10 protein-coding genes are annotated in these 17517 nt (G+C 62.5%); 5 read left to right on the plus strand and 5 right to left on the minus strand.

Annotated elements, in window-relative coordinates; genetic code table 11:
- Window positions 1-55: 55 nt before the first annotated feature.
- Genes LL253_RS11210 through LL253_RS11220 form a run of 3 tightly spaced genes read left to right on the plus strand, consistent with a single transcriptional unit; the run spans window position 56 to window position 5210 of the window.
- Window positions 56-1711 (plus strand): glycoside hydrolase family 43 protein, encoded by a 1656-nt coding sequence (locus LL253_RS11210; RefSeq protein ID WP_228227282.1) that lies wholly within the window; start codon window positions 56-58, stop codon window positions 1709-1711.
- Window positions 1708-3282: a glycoside hydrolase family 43 protein gene (locus tag LL253_RS11215; RefSeq protein WP_228227189.1), complete on the plus strand. Its 1575-nt coding sequence runs from the start codon at window positions 1708-1710 to the stop codon at window positions 3280-3282. The genes LL253_RS11210 and LL253_RS11215 overlap by 4 nt, the downstream gene beginning before the upstream one ends.
- Window positions 3283-3314: 32 nt before the next feature.
- The gene (locus LL253_RS11220) at window positions 3315-5210 is read left to right on the plus strand and encodes an NPCBM/NEW2 domain-containing protein (protein WP_228227190.1); all 1896 of its coding nucleotides are present in this window, start codon (window positions 3315-3317) and stop codon (window positions 5208-5210) included.
- Here LL253_RS11220 and LL253_RS11225 read toward each other — a convergent pair.
- The 4 genes from LL253_RS11225 to LL253_RS11240 form a co-directional block, all read right to left on the minus strand.
- On the minus strand, window positions 5179-6426 hold the full coding sequence (locus LL253_RS11225; protein ID WP_228227191.1) for a cation:proton antiporter: 1248 nt from the start codon (window positions 6424-6426) through the stop codon (window positions 5179-5181). The two genes, LL253_RS11220 and LL253_RS11225, sit on opposite strands and share 32 nt — an antisense overlap.
- Window positions 6427-6455: 29 nt before the next feature.
- Window positions 6456-8315: a sialate O-acetylesterase gene (locus LL253_RS11230; protein ID WP_228227192.1), complete on the minus strand. Its 1860-nt coding sequence runs from the start codon at window positions 8313-8315 to the stop codon at window positions 6456-6458.
- Between the two features lie 146 nt (window positions 8316-8461).
- Window positions 8462-9469, minus strand: a complete 1008-nt coding sequence (locus tag LL253_RS11235; RefSeq protein WP_228227193.1) for a cupin-like domain-containing protein — start codon at window positions 9467-9469, stop codon at window positions 8462-8464.
- Window positions 9470-9486: 17 nt separating this feature from the next.
- Window positions 9487-10167, minus strand: coding sequence for a SapC family protein (locus LL253_RS11240; RefSeq protein ID WP_228227194.1), 681 nt, complete (start codon window positions 10165-10167; stop codon window positions 9487-9489).
- A gap of 263 nt (window positions 10168-10430) precedes the next feature.
- Between LL253_RS11240 and LL253_RS11245 the strand changes: the two genes are divergently transcribed.
- Window positions 10431-13322 (plus strand): TonB-dependent receptor, encoded by a 2892-nt coding sequence (locus tag LL253_RS11245; RefSeq protein WP_228227195.1) that lies wholly within the window; start codon window positions 10431-10433, stop codon window positions 13320-13322.
- A gap of 63 nt (window positions 13323-13385) precedes the next feature.
- A complete protein-coding gene (locus tag LL253_RS11250) occupies window positions 13386-14930 on the plus strand; it encodes a tryptophan halogenase family protein (RefSeq protein WP_228227196.1) in 1545 nt (514 codons plus the stop codon).
- Between the two features lie 18 nt (window positions 14931-14948).
- Here LL253_RS11250 and LL253_RS11255 read toward each other — a convergent pair whose 3' ends face one another.
- On the minus strand, window positions 14949-17468 hold the full coding sequence (locus LL253_RS11255) for a glycoside hydrolase family 9 protein (protein ID WP_228227197.1): 2520 nt from the start codon (window positions 17466-17468) through the stop codon (window positions 14949-14951).
- Between the last annotated feature and the right edge of the window lie 49 nt (window positions 17469-17517).

Genomic DNA, 17517 nt, shown 5'->3' on the forward strand with positions numbered 1-17517 from the left:
TTGTAATTCGACGGCTTTCCATACGGGGGCACGGCAAGCAGGGGAGAGAATGTCAATGCGCCATCGCAGGAAAGCCATGTTCGGAGCGCTGCTGCTGGGGGTTTCGAGCGCACTCAATGCCGCCCCTGCCCGGTTCGATATGTTTCACTACAATGGTCAGGCGGATGAAGGCGTTGCACCGCAGGCCGGGGAATTTCGCAACCCCATCCTGGCCGGCTATTATCCCGATCCCTCGGTAACCCGCGTTGGCGATGATTATTATCTCGTCAACAGTTCGTTCGCGCATTTCCCCGGCCTTCCGATTTTTAGGTCGAAAGACCTTGTGCACTGGACCCAGATCGCCAACGCGATCGACCGCCCCGGTCAGCTCGATTTTACCGGCCGGCGCATTTCGCAGGCCGTCTTCGCGCCTGACATCAGCTGGCATGACGGCCGTTTCTACATCGTCAACACCTGCGTTGAATGCGGCGGCAACTTCGTCATCACCGCTGACGATCCTGCCGGGCCATGGTCAGATCCTGTCTGGCTCCCCTTCGAAGGCATCGACCCATCCATTTATTGGGAGGGGGATAAGGCCTATATCGTCAATAATCGCGCGCCCGACGAACCACCTCGCTATGACGGGCATCGCGCAATCTGGATTCAGGAATATGACTGGCGCGCGGGCAAAATGGTGGGCGAGAGCACCCAGTTGATCAACGGTGGTGTCAATATCAGCAAGAAGCCGGTTTGGATCGAAGGCCCGCATATTTTCCGCAAGGATGGCTATTATTATCTGACCGCAGCGGAAGGCGGCACCAGCGTCAATCATTCGCAGGTCGTCTTGCGCGCCAAGTCGCTGTGTGGGCCTTATGTGCCATATGAGGGCAACCCCATCCTGACGCAACGCGATCTGGATCCCGCGCGGCCCGACCCCATCGGGTCGGCCGGGCATGCCACATTGGTGCAAACGCAAAAGGGCGACTGGTGGGCCACCTTCCTGGCGGTCCGGCCCTATGCGGATGATTTTTACAATATCGGGCGGGAAACATTCCTATTGCCGGTGACGTGGAAGGACGGTTGGCCGGTCATTCTCCCAAAGGGGCAGGCCATTCCACGGACGCTCAGAGCCCCTAACCTTGCCCGGCAACCCGCGCCGGCGCTGCCGACCAGCGGCGATATCAGCTATACCGAAACATTCGGCGGCCCCGCGCTGCCGATGCAGTGGATCGGCATTCGCACGCCCAAACAGCCTTTTTATCGCCTGACCAATGGCATGCTGGAACTTGATAGCGGCGCGCCGCTCGGAAATCTTGATGGCGTGCCGGCGTTCATCGGGCGACGGCAACAACATGCAAATGCCACCTTCTCCACAACGCTGCGCTATGTTCCGGAAAAGGATGGCGACCGCGCCGGCCTGGCGGCGGTGCAAAGCGACCGCAGCCACGTCTTTTTCGGGCTTACCCAGATTGCAGGGCGTCCGGTGGTGGCGCTTTATACGCGCGATGCGGCGGACGCCGATATGTTGGTAAAGTCCGCCCCTGTCGCCACCAAGGGTCCGATCACCCTCACCATCCGCATGACCGGCGGAACGATGGGATTCGACTATAGCGTCGGTGGCCATGTCCAGACGCTGGCCGACAATATCGACGCGACGCTGCTCAGCACCCAAAAGGCCGGCGGCTTTGTCGGCACGGTGGTCGGGCCTTATCACTATACGCCCGCGTCATGAGCAGCCGAACATGGTTTCGCCTCGGCGCGCTGCTGCTTTCGGCCGGATTCGCTGTCCCGCTGGCTGCGCAGGTCTGGCGATCGGACCAGGGCGACGGCACCTATCGCAATCCGGTACTCTACGCTGACTATCCCGATCCCGACATCATCCGCGTTGGCGAGGATTTCTATTTCGTATCCACCACCTTCGCCAATGCACCCGGCGTGACCATTCTTCATTCGAAGGATTTGGTGAATTGGCGGATCGCAGGTCATGTCGTCGATCGGCTTGATGGCGACCCGCGCTATGATCTGACCCAGGGCGATGCGTACCGCCGTGGCTTTTATGCCGCCAGCTTGCGATACCATGACGGCCTCTTTTACGTCGCCGTGACGCCCGTCGGTCACAAGACGCGCATCTATCGCGCAAGGACGATCGCAGGTCCCTGGACTTACAGTGAACTGGATCGCGAGGCTTTCGATCCTGCCTTGTTCATCGACGATGACGGCACCGCCTATCTCGGCACCTCAATCGGCAGCGACGGCACCGTCACGCTCCTGACATTGAACAAGGATCTGACCGCCGTCACCGCCGCACGGAAAGCCTATTACAACAAGGGCGCGGAAGGATCGAAGATCATCCGTCGCGATGGCTATTATTATCTGTTCAACGCCATCCCGGGCAAGCTGGCGATGACCGTGTCGCGCGCGCGCAGCCTATGGGGTCCATGGGAGACGAAGCCGTCCATCGACGATAAGAGCGGCGGCCATCAAGGCGCTATCGTCGATATGCCGGACGGCAGCTGGTATGGTTTCGTCATGGTCGATGCTGGCGCGATCGGCCGGATGACCAATATCAGCCCGATTTTCTGGAAGGATGGCTGGCCCTGGTGGGGGGCGCCCGACCGACCCGATTTCGTTCCCGAACGATCGCCCAAGCCGATCAGGGGGCACGGTTTTGCCGAACCGCCCTCGTCCGACGATTTTTCGAACCCGGTATTGGGATCGCAATGGCAATGGAATCATAATCCAGATGACAGCAAATGGTCGTTGACGCAGCGGCCCGGCTTTCTGCGGCTTCACGCCACGCGGGCCGACGGCATCTGGACAGCGCGCAATACGCTGACGCAAAAGGCGCAGGGACCGCGCATGCGTGCGATTGCAAAGGTTGATGTGCAAGGCCTCCAGCCGGGCGATCTGTGCGGTTTTGGCAGTTTCGGCAAATATAGCGCGCAACTGTCGGTGGCGGCAGCCGCCGTCGGGCATCGCAGCGTGCGGATGCAGGTCACGGACAGCACGCAGGACGGGCCGCAGACCGAGATGCGCGTGCCCTCGCTCGCGATCGATGCGCCCACCATGTGGCTGCGCGTCGACCTCGATTTCGAGACGGATCTGGGCCGCTTCGCCTACAGCATCGATAACCGGCAATGGCGTGATGTGGGCACCCCCTTCCCGCTCGCCTTCGATTGGCGCACGGGCACATTTCAGGGCCAGCAGATCGCTTTGTCCTGCTATAATTCCGGCCCGGATGGGGGCTATATGGACATCGACAGCGTCACCGTCTCGCCCCTTGCCGGAACTGTCCAGCCATGACTTCTCGCCCCGGCCCATACCAAGGACCCTGCATGACGCTGCTTCGCTCTGTCTTACCGGTCGCATTGCTGGCAGCAGGCACCGCGCTGTCCGCGCAAAGCCCCGCCCCCCTTGCGCCAACCGCGCGATGGACCGCCTATCAAGGGGGCCGCGCGCAATTGCCGCCGATGGGGTGGAACAGCTGGAATGCCTTTTTCACCGAAATCGATGAGGAAAAGCTCATGGGATCGGCCCAGCGCATCGTCGATACGGGCTTGGCGAAGAAAGGCTATCGCTACATCAATATCGATGACGGCTGGTGGCTGAAGCGCCGCGCAAGCGACGGGCGACTCATCATCCGCGCCGACAAATTCCCGTCTGCCCGCGTCGGTAATGGCGATCCGACCTTTCGACCCCTGACAGATCGGCTGCATGGCATGGGTTTCAAGGCCGGCATATATTCCGACCTTGGCCGCAACAGCTGCTCGCAGGCCTATTCGGAAGGCCCCGCGCAATTGCCCGAAGGCAACATGGCCGAACGGGAGGTCGGGCTGTATGGCCATAGCGATCAGGATCTTCGCCTGTTCTTTGCGGAATGGGGTTTCGACGCGATCAAGGTCGATGGGTGCGGTATTCGCGCCTTCGCCGCCGACGCGCCGCGCGTGCGCAATGGTCAATATCGGGCCCTGCCGCCGCTCATTGACCAGCATAGCGTCACGCGATCGGATATCCCGGCGGTCAAGGCGCTATTCGCAGACATCAACCGGTCGCTCGCACGCTACAATCCCGATGGCGACTATATGCTCTCGCTCTGCATCTGGGGCAGCGCCAATGTGCGCGCCTGGGGCAAGGATGTCGGCAATATTTCCCGAACCAGCGACGATATTTCGCCGGACTGGAGCCGGATGCTGACCAATTATGACAGCGCCGTGCGCCGGGCCTTCTATGCGCATCCGGGTAGCTGGAATGATCCCGACATGCTGTTCATTGGCAAGGGCGATTTCGATGCCGCGCACCTTACCGAGGCGCGATCGCATTTTGCGCTATGGGCGATGATGAATGCCCCGCTCCTGATCGGCGCCGACCTGCGCACCGTGCCGCAATCGTTGCTCGACATTTTTGGCAATGGCGACCTTATCGCCATCAACCAGGATGCAGCCGGCAATCAGGCCACAATCGCCTTCGATAGCGATGATGTGCAAATTTTGGTGAAGGCTCTGGCCAATGGCGACAAGGCCGTCGCGCTGTTCAACCGCACCGCCACGGCGGCACAGGCCGTGCTGACGGCCGATCATTTGAAATTCGGTGCGGACAAGACGATCGCGCTCAAGGATATGTGGACCGGCGCCGTCAGCCGGTTCACAGGCGAGCAGGCGTTCAATCTTGCGCCGCGCCAGACGCTGGTGTTCAGGGCCACCGGCCAGAGACAACTTGCGGACGGCCTTTATTTGTCGGAACAACCTGGCCGTGTGAACCCGGCGGTCGACGGTGTCAGCCATCCCGAACCGGATCCGACCATTCATCGATCAATCCCCGGCTGGCGCGGCACGCGCGGCATGGGCGAACGCCCCCTTTATGCCGGCTGGGGCGGTGCCATGCCGGACGCCACACCCTATAACCAACCCCTGGCGATCGCAGGGCAGAATTTCGGATCGGGCGTCGGCGTCCTCGCAAATTCGCGCCTGGAGGTCCGCAATCAGGGCTTTAGCCGCTTCACGGCGAAAGTCGGCGTTGACGACAGCGCCCGCGATGCCACCCATCCCGTTCGGTTCGCCGTCTATGGCGACGGTCGCCTGCTGGCGAGCGAAACCGCCCGTCGGGGCGAGGCTGCCAAGCCGATCGACGTGGACGTGCGCGGCGTTGCGATTGTCGAACTGATCGCGCTGGCGCCGAACGCGCCCGGTGAAATGCTGCCAATCAGCTGGGGGGACGCGGCGCTGCGGCGCTGAGCGGCGGGCGAACCGGCGGATCACTCGGCTCCTCCAGAGCGGTCAGCCTGCGCAATCCGCGCCGCGCCATCGGCGTGGTCAGCATGGTGCTCGCCAGCGCCATCAGCAACAGCGCGGTGAAGCTGCCGCTGCTGACAACCTGCCGGTCAAGCAGGATGTTGACGAAGATGATCATGATCAGCGCCTTGGTCTGCAACAGCCAGCCGATGACGCTGGCCTCCCCCCGCCGCCATCGAAGCAGATGTCCGGCGATGCGTAGACCGATCAGCTTGCCGCCAACCGAAGCAGCAAGCAGAAGGGCGGCCACGGCGATGAGGTCCACGCTACCTATCGACCAGCTTGTGCGCAGACCGGTGCTAAGGAAGAATATGGGCATTACGGTCAACAGCAGCATATCGCGCAGCCGATCCAGCGCCGCTCCATCGAACCAGGACTGGTCGAGGATCACCCCCGCCAAAAATGCACCCACCATGAAATGCAGACCAGCCCAGTCCGCTGCCAGCCCCGCCGCCGCCAGCCAGACCATCGATGCGCGCAGCCGTTCCGGCTGCGCCAGCCGGCGCATAGCCATGCGCACGGCCCACGCCACGACGGGAAAGACGCAGATGAAGCCAAGCTGCCGCTCCATCCGCGACCAGTCCAGCAGGATGATCGCCAGCACTGCCCAAATGGCGATATCGTCCAAACTGGCATAACGCAGCACCCGCTGCCCCAGCGGCGTGCGCAAAATCGCGAGCCGGTCCATCAGCAGCATCAATATCGGAAGGGCCGTCACCGCGCAGGCCATGCCGATCCCGAGGATCGCCTGCCACGGCTCACCCTTCGGCCCGATCCAGCCCGGATTGATCAGAATCAACCAACCTGCGGCGCTGCCGAGAGCCAGCGGGGTCAGCAGCGCCAGCCCGGAGGCCGTCCAGCTGTCCCGCCGCGCCGCCCAGGCCGCGCCCAGATCAAGTTCGATCCCGGCCAGCCATACGAACAGCATCACGGCCCATAACGCGATGCCGTTCAGCATGGTGATCGCGACCGGCGGGAATATCTGGGCATGGAGCGCGGGAGCGGCTGCCCCCAGCACGCCCGGCCCCAGCAGCACACCGACGACAATCTGCACGACCACCAAGGGCGCGTGATCGGCATCGCCCAGCAGCCGCCATATAAGCCAGGGCAGACCCATGACGAGCATGAGGATCAGCAGAAATAGCTCATTGTCCGTCATGCCCGTCTTGGTCCGCTATTCCCACGGCCTCAACGCGCGATCGGCACCTCAGATGGTCCGATCGGCAGAGGCGTTCCATCGTAAAGGTTCATGACAGGATAATCGGCCCAGGCATAGCGGACGCGCTCCGCCGGCTTGCCATCGCCGGTCAGGATGACATGATCCCCTTGCACCTGCGCCTGAACGTAACGGCAAGTGTCGTCGCCTGAACCGCACATTTCAAACCCCAGCGCTTGCACACCGCTCCTAAGGTGCAGCCCACCCTCGACGCCGGTGAAGCGTACGATGACGGCGCCATCGCCGCTTTTGACCGCGCCGGCGGCTTGTGGCCCTGATTTCGCGATGGGCGCACCATAGGCAAGCGCCCGCATCACCCGGGCCAGCCGACGGCCCAGCTCCTGCTTTTCGCCCGGATGGATATCGAAGGGATCGCCCAGATCAACGGCGGTCGCGAGCCCCGCATGGGCGTCGGCCGTCACGGCTGTTCGCTGCGCGTCCCGCAACTGGGCCCAACCGCTCTCGCCCGGCCGGGTCGCCGGCTTGCCATAGCCGGCCAACTGGACGATCGCAAAGCCAAGGTCGGGCTGCCCGAACTGCTGTCGCCAATCCGCTATCATCGCTGCCAGTCGGCCGGCATAGCCGGGAATGTCGGTGTCGGATTCGCCCTGATACCAGGCGACCCCCTTCAGCTTGATGCCGCCAAGCGGCGCGATCATCCCGTTGTAGAGCGTGCTGGTGCCCGTGACGTCGCTCCACGGCACGCGCGGCGCGCCCGGCGGGGAGGTGCGCGCGACCGCATAGCGCCAGCCATCGCCCAGCGGCACGGCATCGCCTTGCGACGGCCGCAGCGCCATATCGTCGGCCGGCCCCAAAAGACCGCCCTTGTCATAATTGTCGACGACATTGACGATCAGCATGTTGCGCCCGGCCTTGAGGATGCCTGGAGGCACACTCAGCGTCGTGGGCTGCCAGGCGCGCGCACCCATCCCGACCGGCTGACCGTTTATCCAGGCGCGGCCCACATCGTCCAGTGTCCCCAGCGACAGCGCCGCTTCGCCCTTGGCCTGTGCCGCGCTCAGGGTGAAGTCGCGGCGAAACCAGACCATGCCATTATAGCTCGCCAATGGGGGGATGCCCCAATCTTCCCACGCGCTCATCGCCGGCGCATCGGCCCAATCCATCTTCGCGCCGGGCTGCCACGGCTCTGCGCCGGCGCGGTCGCCGGTTGCCTTGCGCCACCAACTTTCCCATTGCGCACTTGCCGCCCGCTCGCCTTCTGTCGCGTTGCGAGCGTGGAGCGCCAGCAAGTCAGATTGCGCGCTGTTGCCGACCGCCGCTTGCGCGCGTTCGCCCATCCATGGACTGATCTGCGATCCGCCCCAGCTGCTCGCAATCGCGCCGATTGGCACGCCTGCGCTCTTGCGCAACTCCCGAGCCATATAATAGCAGGCTGCTGAAAAGTCGGGGACGCTGTCTGGCCCGGCGGTCTTCCAAATCGGCGCTTGCGCGAACGCCTGTCGGGGCTGGTCTGCAACCGCGCGAGGGATCGTCATCAACCGGAGCGCCGGATCGGCCGAGTTCCGAATTTGCCCCATCGCATCCTGCGCATGCCGCACTTCCAGCTCCATGTTGGATTGGCCGGAACAGAGATACACGTCGCCCGCGAGCACATCATGCGACACGACGCGACCGGATGGGCTGCGCGCCTCGATATCAAACGGCTGACCTGCGGTGACGGGAGGGAAAGTCGCTGCAAAGCGGCCATCCTTCCCCGCTTTCGCCGAACGCTCCACGCCGCCCATAGATACCGTTACCAGATTCCCGGCTGACGCGGAACCGGTGATGGTGATGGGCTCGTCCCGCTGAATCACTGCATTGCTCCCAAACATCGGGTCAATGCTGAGCAATATGCCCCCATGCGCCAAGGCGACCGATGGTATCGCCGCAGCCAAGAGAAATGATATCGTCAGCGCCTTGCGCATCGCCTTCTCCCTATTTCCAAGTTCGTAAATATGGTATCGCTACCACATGCCCGTTATCCGCCCCGTAGCATCCGCATGACAAGCGCGCGGATACGCCGATAATTGCCCTCTTTCAGCGGCCCCAATATGCCGTGCCGTTCGGCGGGCAGGTGCGCCAGCGGATGGCCGTCCGGCCTGAACACATAATGATCGAAAAAGGCGCGCCACGCGGCCCGTTCCGGCTCCGGCCGCTCGGCAATGGCTATCATCGCCAGCAACATGGCAGCATAGGGCGAATCAGGCCCTGCTGCGGACGCATCCCACCAATAATTGGTCAGGATATTGATGCCATCGCGCGCCTTCACGCCGTGCCACCATAATTTGGGCAGGTACAATGCATCGCCCGGGTTTAGATCAACATGAAGCCTGCGCTGCGCTGCCGCCTCGAAACGCGGAAAGCGGTCTTGCCCGCCGGGGTCTATGGCTGCGAGCGATACCGGCTGGCCCGCCATGGTATGGTCGATCGGTCCCACATACAGGTCGCCAATCGCATCGGGCGGATACAGCGTGAAATGCCGTCGCCCCGCAACCGCGATCGCCAGATTATCAAAGCTGTCATAATGGCAGGCAATGTCGGACGCATTGCCGATCCAGAGGCGGGGCCGGACGGTAGGCGGCAGCAGCGCGCAGCCATGATCCTCGGCGAAACCGGGGAAATAGGTATCGACGGGCAAAGAGCCAATATAGCATGTCTGCGCGCCATCATCCGCGTTCGCCGCAATGCGATCAAGCGCTGCGCCCATCTCGCTGCGCTGACGTGCGAAGTTAAACCCGTCCGGCCCCTCGCCATAGGCGTAACGCCCGCCCAGCTTCGCATCGGCAACGAAATAATCGACACTGCCACCCCTGTGATAGCGCCGCAGATGATCGAGCGCCGCGCCATTTCCGCTGCCTTGCGCCAGACTCACGATCGGCCAGTCCCTGCAGATGCCGCGAATCACGATCGGCCGGCATTGCTCAATTAGAGGCCGCAAATGCTCAGATTGCCGGATCTGCGCGCCCTCTATCTCCTCGATCTGCATCGCGCGCTCCAGCCCCGTCAGCCGATTTGCGTCAGTCGGGCATTGCGCCGACGGGCCATCAAGGCGACATGATGCAGCGACCCAGCCAGGGCGAACGCCGGTTGCAAGTGACCGGCGCGAAACAAACCCATCACCGCCGCGTCCGGCAATTCGCTCAGCGCATCCAGGCTTACAGTATAAAGGCCATCCAGACGCAGTGTCTCGCCATCGTCGAACGACAGGCTGATGTCGACGGGTTCGATCAGGCGATGGGCCAGCATGGCCGCGATGAAAGCGTCCGTCGCGGCCGCCCCGGCCATCAGCCCGCCAATCGCTTTCTGAACGGCGCGCAGCGCTGCAGTGGGCGTCTGATCGGGATGGAAGAGCGCTTCGCTGCCGCCGACAGCAAAGCGCGGGTGATCCGGGTCGAGCGCGATGCTGTCTCCAGACGCGAAGAAGCCTAGCCGGTCGATTTCGAACGGCCGGAATGCCCAGCGGCCATCGGGCGAATCGATCATTGGTTCGCCCCGTCGGAAACCGGTCAGCGCACCGACGTAGAAAGCGCCGCTTTCGGCATGTTTGGAAAAAAACAAAGGGCATGCCGCCGCCGCGGCCGCAATTTCACTGGTCACAATGCGCACCAGCGGGTCGGCCATTGCTTCACCCAAGTGCATGCGCACTGTTGCATGCGTGTCACTATTAAGCAGTTCCAAGCTCATCCTCCCACATGCTTCCTGCTGCACCGATCCGCATATTCTCGCGATTTTCGGCCAGTCCAACCGGCATGATCATGGCCTATATAATTTCGCTTGAACAGCCATTTCGATAGCGCTACCATTTGCAACCATAAAGAGAAGTATCGGGTGAGGGTGACAGTCGCCGAATCGGCGGAATAAAATCACCCCAGATAAAGAATACATGATCGCCGCGACGCTGTTGTCGCGGCGTTCGGGCGAGATATTGTCTGGACTAGGGGAGGATCATGACGTCAATTCAACTTGGTGCTGCACATATGCGCACCCGTATCGGTTTGGCTATGACGGCCAGCTGCTTGGCGCTGGCGATGGCAATGCCCGCCTCCGCCCAACAGGCGGGCCAGAATGACATCGCAGATGATGTCACGACAGCCGACATCGTCGTCACCGGCATTCGCGGATCGCTGCAACGCAATCTCGACATCAAACGGGAATCCTCCGGCGTCGTTGACGTCATTTCAGCGGAAGATATCGGCAAATTCCCGGATTCGAACGTCGCTGCGTCGCTTCAGCGACTGCCCGGCGTGTCGATCCAGCGGTCGGGGTCACGCGGCGAACCGCAAGGCATTTCGGTGCGCGGCTTTGGCGGCGACTTCAACGAAACACTGATCGACGGGCGGCGCCTGTCGACCGCGTCGGGCGGTCGTTCGGTCGATTTCACCACCGTGGGCGCGGACTTTGTCGGACAGTTGGCTGTCTACAAGACGCCCGAAGTGTCGCTGTCCAGCAGTTCGATCGGCGCGACGCTCAATATCTCCTACCCCAAGCCCTTCGACAAGCCGGGCACGCGCATGGCCTTCACGGCGGCCGGATCGGTGCAGGATGAAGCGGGCAAGGTCGTGCCGACCATCGGCGGCCTGTTCAGCACCACCTTCGCCGACGACACGATGGGGATCCTGGTCGACGCGGTCTATACCCGCCGCGACACGCAGGCCAACCGTGTGTATGTTTCGGGCTGGCAGGGCGGGCTTTTTGCGCCATGCCAACTGGCCGGAAGCGCGGCAGCGAGTTGCGCCCCTACGGATGACGCTTTGGCACCGGCCTCGGACCGCAAGAGCGTTGTCGGCTGGTATCAGCAGCAATATGGCGCCGACCAGCGCTATACCAAGGATGAGCGCATCGACGGCCGCATCGCCTTCCAGTGGCAGCCGTCCGACGATGTGGTGCTCACGATTGACGACAATTATTCGCGGCAGAAGGTCGTCACGGATATTGCCGGCTTCGGTATCTGGTTCAACCAGGGCGACCTGCGCAATGTGGAGCAGGACAGCAATGGCACCACCATCAATTTCCTGCAGGCCGGATCGCCGACCGACTTCACCGCAGGTACGGAAACCTCCGTTCTGGAAACCAACCAGGTCGGCCTGAACGTCAAATGGGACGCGACGGAAAATCTCCAGATCGACGCCGACGCCAGCTATTCCAAAAGCCGGCTCAATCCCGATGGCCAGATCAGCAACGAAAATGGCGACATTGGCTATGGCGGCCTGATCGGCACGACCCTGGGCGTTCGGGTCAATGGCAACAGCAGCAGTAGCTTTCCTGAGCTCACCACCTATGGCCCTGCCGGCAATGAAGCGGCCTGGACCGATCAGGCGATCATCGGATCGCACGTCACTGTCCGCCAGCAGCAGCTCAACAGTGACGAGATCAAGCAGTTCCGCCTCGGCGCGACCTGGAAGCAGGATGATCTGACGATCAAGCTGGGCGGCCGCTATATGGAGGATGAATTCGCCCTCGAAAACCGCAACACCTTCGCCAATAATTTCTGGCAGGCCTATGCGGGCTATGGCGCACCGTCGGGCCGCGACACCGGCGTGCCCATCCCGGCCAGCCTGATCGACGGCACGATCAGCACCAAGAACTGGTTGCCCGGCTTCTCCGGTAATCTCCCGCCGGTGCTGCTCAAATATGACGCGCGCGCCTATCAGCGTTATCTAGAAGGACTCTGGCAGGGGCCCGACACGCCGGGCTATAATGCGGGCTGCTGCACGGGCTTCAATGGCACATTCGACCTCGCGCTTGACCCCGGCACTGTCCAGCGGATCACCGAAAAGAACTGGTCGGCCTATGTCAGCGTTAATTTCAAGGCTGACGTTGCCGGCATGCCCTTCCACTTCAATGCCGGCGCGCGCGAGGAAATCGTCAAGGTGATTTCGCGCGGGATCGGCCGCGTTCCACTTTCGATCACGCCCAGCACCGCTGACCCCACGCTCCTGACGGTCAATTTCTCGGACTCGCAGGCCGTGACCGAAAGCAGCAGCTATTCCTACTTCCTGCCCGCGCTGGACATGAAGCTGGAACTGACCGACAGTCTGCATTTGCGGTTCGACGCGTCGCGCACCATGACCCGCCCGCGCCTCGACTATCTGGGGCCGGTGTTGAATGTCGGCGCAGGGCAGCGTGTCGGCGCGCTGACGGCGACAGGTAACAACCCGTTCCTCAAACCCTATCTGGCGGACAATTTCGACCTGGGCCTGGAATGGTATTATCAGCCCAACTCCTATGCTGCGGTGAACCTCTTCCTCAAGGACGTGTCCAACTTCATCGTTGCGGGCACGGATCGGCAGACGATCAACGGCGTCATCGACCCGTCGACCGGGCAGGAAGCCGTCTTCACCGTATCGCGGCGCATCAACGGGCCGGAAGCAACCGTCAAGGGGATCGAGCTCGCATGGCAGCATGTGTTTGGAGACAGCGGCTTTGGCTTCAACGCCAACGCCACCTTCGTCGAAACCAACAAGCCCTATGACGAAAGCGACCTGTCGCAGAGCGGCTTTGCGGTAACGGGCCTCGCCAATTCGGCCAACCTCGTCGCCTTCTACGACAAGGACGGCATCGAATTCCGCACCGCAGTCAACTGGCGCGACAAATATCTGCTCCAATTCGGCCAAGCCCAGAATAATTCGGCCTTCGGCGCGGAGCCGACCTTCGTCAACTCCGCCTTGCAGATCGACCTCAGCGGCAGCCTGCGCCTCACCGAACAGTTCAGTCTCTTTGGCGAAGCGCTCAATATCACGAACGAAACCTACAGCACCCACGGCCGCTTCTCGAACCAGCTGCTGGATGTCTATGGCTATGGCCGGCGCTTCACCGCCGGCGTGCGCTACCGCTTCTGACGGTTCTCGCCCTGGAAGGGATGTCGGTTGACATCCCTTCCCTTTTAATGGTCCCACACACATATGGTCAGACCGGTTCGGAACATCGTGATCGTCGGCGGTGGCACCGCCGGATGGCTTACCGCCGGCGTCATCGCAGCGCGCCATCGCACCCGCATCGGTCAGGATTTGAGCGTCACGCTGGTCGAATCGCCCAATACGCCGATCATCGGCGTGGGCGAAGGGACCTGGCCCACCCTGCGCACCACCCTGTCGCGCATGGGCATTTCGGAAACCGACCTGTTCCGGCAATGTGACGCCGCCTTCAAACAGGGCGCTTGGTTCGCGCGCTGGACGGACGGCACAGCCTCCGACGGCTATTATCACCCGCTCATGCTTCCGCAGAATTTTGGTCAGGTGAACCTCGTCCCGCACTGGCTGGCGCGGGATGGAGACGAGAGTTTTTGCGACGCCGTCTGCGCGCAGGGGCGCATCTGCGACGATGGCCTCGCGCCTAAGACGATGGCGACGGCGGAATATGACGCGCTCGCCAACTATGCCTATCATCTCGACGCGGGCAAGTTCGCGCCCTTTCTCCAGCGCCATTGCTGCGAAAAACTAGGCGTTCGCCATGTTCTGGCCGATGTCGAGCAGGTGGTCCTGCACGATGATGGCGACATTGCCGCCGTCCGCACGACGCAGGCCGGGCTGGTGGAGGGCGACCTGTTCGTCGACTGCACCGGCTTCAAGGCATTGCTGATCGAGGGCGCGATGGGCGTGCCCTTCCGCGATTGCAACGACGTGCTCTTCTGCGACACGGCGCTTGCAATGCAGGTGCCCTATGCCGCGCCCGACAGCCCGATCGCATCGCACACCATTTCCACTGCGCAGAGCGCCGGCTGGATCTGGGACATCGGCATCCAGACGCGGCGTGGCGTTGGCCATGTCTTTTCCAGCAGCCATATTTCAGACGAGCAGGCCGAACGCGAGCTGCGCGCCTATGTCGGCCCGGCCAGCGACGGGCTAAACGTTCGCAAGATCAAAATCCGCTCAGGCCACCGCGAAACCTTCTGGAAGGGCAATTGCATTGCGGTCGGCCTCGCCGCCGGCTTCCTGGAACCGCTCGAAGCATCTGCGATCGTCCTTATCGAATTGTCTGCGAAGATCATCGCCGAACAAATGCCCGCTTGTCGCGAGGTGATGGACATCATCGCGTCGCGCTTCAACGCGACTACCCACTATCGCTGGGGCCGGATCATCGATTTTCTCAAGCTCCATTATGTGCTGACGCAGCGCACCGACAGCGACTTCTGGCGCGACAATGTGCGTGCCGAAACCATGCCCGACCGCTTGCGCGAACTTCTGCATCTGTGGCGTTATCAGTCGCCTTGGTTTCACGATGAATTCGACCGCGCGGAGGAGGTATTTCCTGCCGCCAGCTATCAATATGTCCTCTATGGCATGGGCTTCCGCACGCAGGTCCCGACGGCCGCACTGGCGCGCGACGCCCATCTCGCCGGCCGGGCGATGCGGGAAAATGCCGCCGCAACCGCGCGGTTGCGCGCTGGCCTCCCCCGCCATCGCGACCTTATCGACCGGATTGTGGCGCAGGGCCTGCAACCGGTCTGACCGGCCGCAGGTGCCCCTTCACTCCGCTTGCCGGCTGGCGCTGCTCGCAGCGTTGGCCAGTTCGATCCAGGCCGCCCCTTCGGGGATCACATATTCATTTTCACCCCAGAAAAAGGGCCAATCCTCGTGATTCTCCGGGAAATCGGGTTTGACGATCAGCACGCCGGGCACCACGCCGCCCGCGATGAAGGAAAAGTCCGCGCGGTTATTGCCATAGGCGACCTCCTTTGACCGCGCGCCCACGCCCGACACGAAACTGATGTCGGAACCGGGATGATGCCCGGTCAAAAACGCAATCCCGCGAAACATGGCGTCGCGGTCGACAATCTCCGGAAAGGCGCGGTGCAGGGCATCGGCTGTCAACGCATGGCCCAGCACCGTGCCAGACCCCGCCCAGCCCCCGGTGGTGATGGGCACGCCGAAGGGATTGGCTTTCGCCACTGCCTCACTCTGCGCCTGCCATTGGCGCACGGCCGGGACCATCGCCGCGCGATAGGCGGCCGGCATAAGGGGGATCGCCGCTACCGCCGTCTGCGCACTGGCGGCAAAATGCGGTTCGATCCTGGGCCACAATGTCATAACCGCGCGCGCATAGATCGGCTTTTTCGTGGTCCTCAGCAATTCGACCGCCGCGGCGAACATTTCGGCGTCGAGCGGCCCGCCGGTGGTATTGCCGTGGCTGAACAGATCGGGCGCATGGCCCTGTTCCTGCGTCCAGACCCGCTCGGCCATGGCGAGCGCGCGCTGCGCCAGCGCATCGTCCTGCCTTGCAAGCACGCGGGCCGCCGCCGCCAACCCGGCGACCGATCCATAGTTCAGCGCTGATGACTTGCTGGTAAAGGCCCAGCGATCGTCGGGCGTGCCGCTCCTGCCACCACGGACCTGCCCCGCCTCCAGCGTGGGATCGTAAGGTAGGCCATCGGTTTTCGTCACCGCGTCGCCCAGATGCGTATATTGCGCCACATCCGGTTCGACGATGCCATGGATCGCATGACCTACCGCATCGAACTGCGCCAGCAACTGCAAGGCCCCATGGCCGACCTGCTGGACAATGTCGGGCTTGCCGTCGGGCACATGCATTTCCACATGCCGCCGCGCCTGATCGACGCTCACCGTATCGCGCGTCAGGCCATAGCGTTCGGCCGCATCGGCCAGCGACCGGATGACCTGATATTGGGACTGGGTGCGAATGTCGAAATCGCCGGCATCATACCATCCCCCGACATTGAGGCCCGGAATATGCTCGCCCGGCGCAAAGCGCGTGTCTGTGGTCGGCCCCTGCCGATAAAGGTCGATGTGCTCATGATCGACCGGCGCCTGCCGCGCATCATCGCGATGGGAATCCCCATGCCATGTGCGATAGGCTTCGTTGACCGACATATGATCCATCGCGACAGGGAAATAGACGTCGTTGGTCGGGTGCCAGGCATCGTCATAGACGGCCGCGTCGATCCGGAAGGGCGCGGTGCGCACATTGCCATATTCCAACATATAAAGGCCCGGTTCACGCACCGCGCTGAAATCCAGTTGCAGATAATGGTACCGCAGATAATCGCCCCATTCCCGCGCGCTTTTAGTCAACACAGCTTGCGTCGCCCCATCGGCGCCAATGCGCAGCAGCTTGATCGGCGGCCGGCGCTTGTCCTTCCGGTCCAGTTCGACCGTTGCGATCTTTGGGGCGTCGGGCGCATAGCCCAGTTGCGAATGCGCAATCACTGGCTCGCGCAGCCAGCCGGAGTCAGCCTGCGGCGTGATCGTCCATTGCAGCACCGTCCCGGTCCGTCCTTCGGGCAGCAGCGATCGCAGGACGAACCACCCATTTTGCGCCTGATTGCGCCCATCGAACAAGGCGATCGGCTGATCGCTCTGAACTGTGATCCGTTTCGCCGCATCTTCAGGCGAGAGGACGAACTGTCGGCCGCGCGCGATCGGCAGCGGCTCCGCCCCCGGCCCGTCGCTGCGCCCGCTCGCCGCATTGCGCTCGGTGGTGCGCGTCATGTCGCTGGCGGGATAGAGCGGAAACAGCCCGCTCTGACCATCGGCCATATAGGCGTGATGGAAATAGGCCGACGGCAGGAACTCCAGATTGAAACCGGCCTTCCCCACCAGCGATCGGGGCAGCGGCTTGTCCAGGATCACCTGCACCTGCATGGCATGGCCTTGCCGCTCGGCGCGCACCTTATAGGTGAAATCCTGCGCCGCGTAGCGCAAGCGCGTTTCGATGACTCCCGACTTGGCGTCGATTTTGCGCTCGACCAGCGCGGCCGCCGGATCCCATTGTCCGGGTGTGGCGGATAGCCTGACGTCGCCATTGGTCGCGCTGCGAACACCCCGCTGGATAATCTCCACCCCACCAATCTTGGCATCGGCGAACAGGCCGTCATACCAGTTGGAAAAGGCCAGGATGTTGACCGCCGGCGCTTCGAAATAACCCTTGTCATTGATTTCAAAACCGTCCGGCGCACCCGCCTGCGCGGCTGCCGATCCGCTCATCATGACCGCAACGAAAGCAGCCAGCGAACCCATGGTCTGTCTCATGCCATCCCCCCTGATTGCGCTATCACTATGTTGCAGCGCACTTTCTGAC

It is taken from the genome of Sphingobium soli (assembly GCF_020782245.1).
GTDB classification, from domain to species: Bacteria; Pseudomonadota; Alphaproteobacteria; order Sphingomonadales; family Sphingomonadaceae; genus Sphingobium; species Sphingobium soli.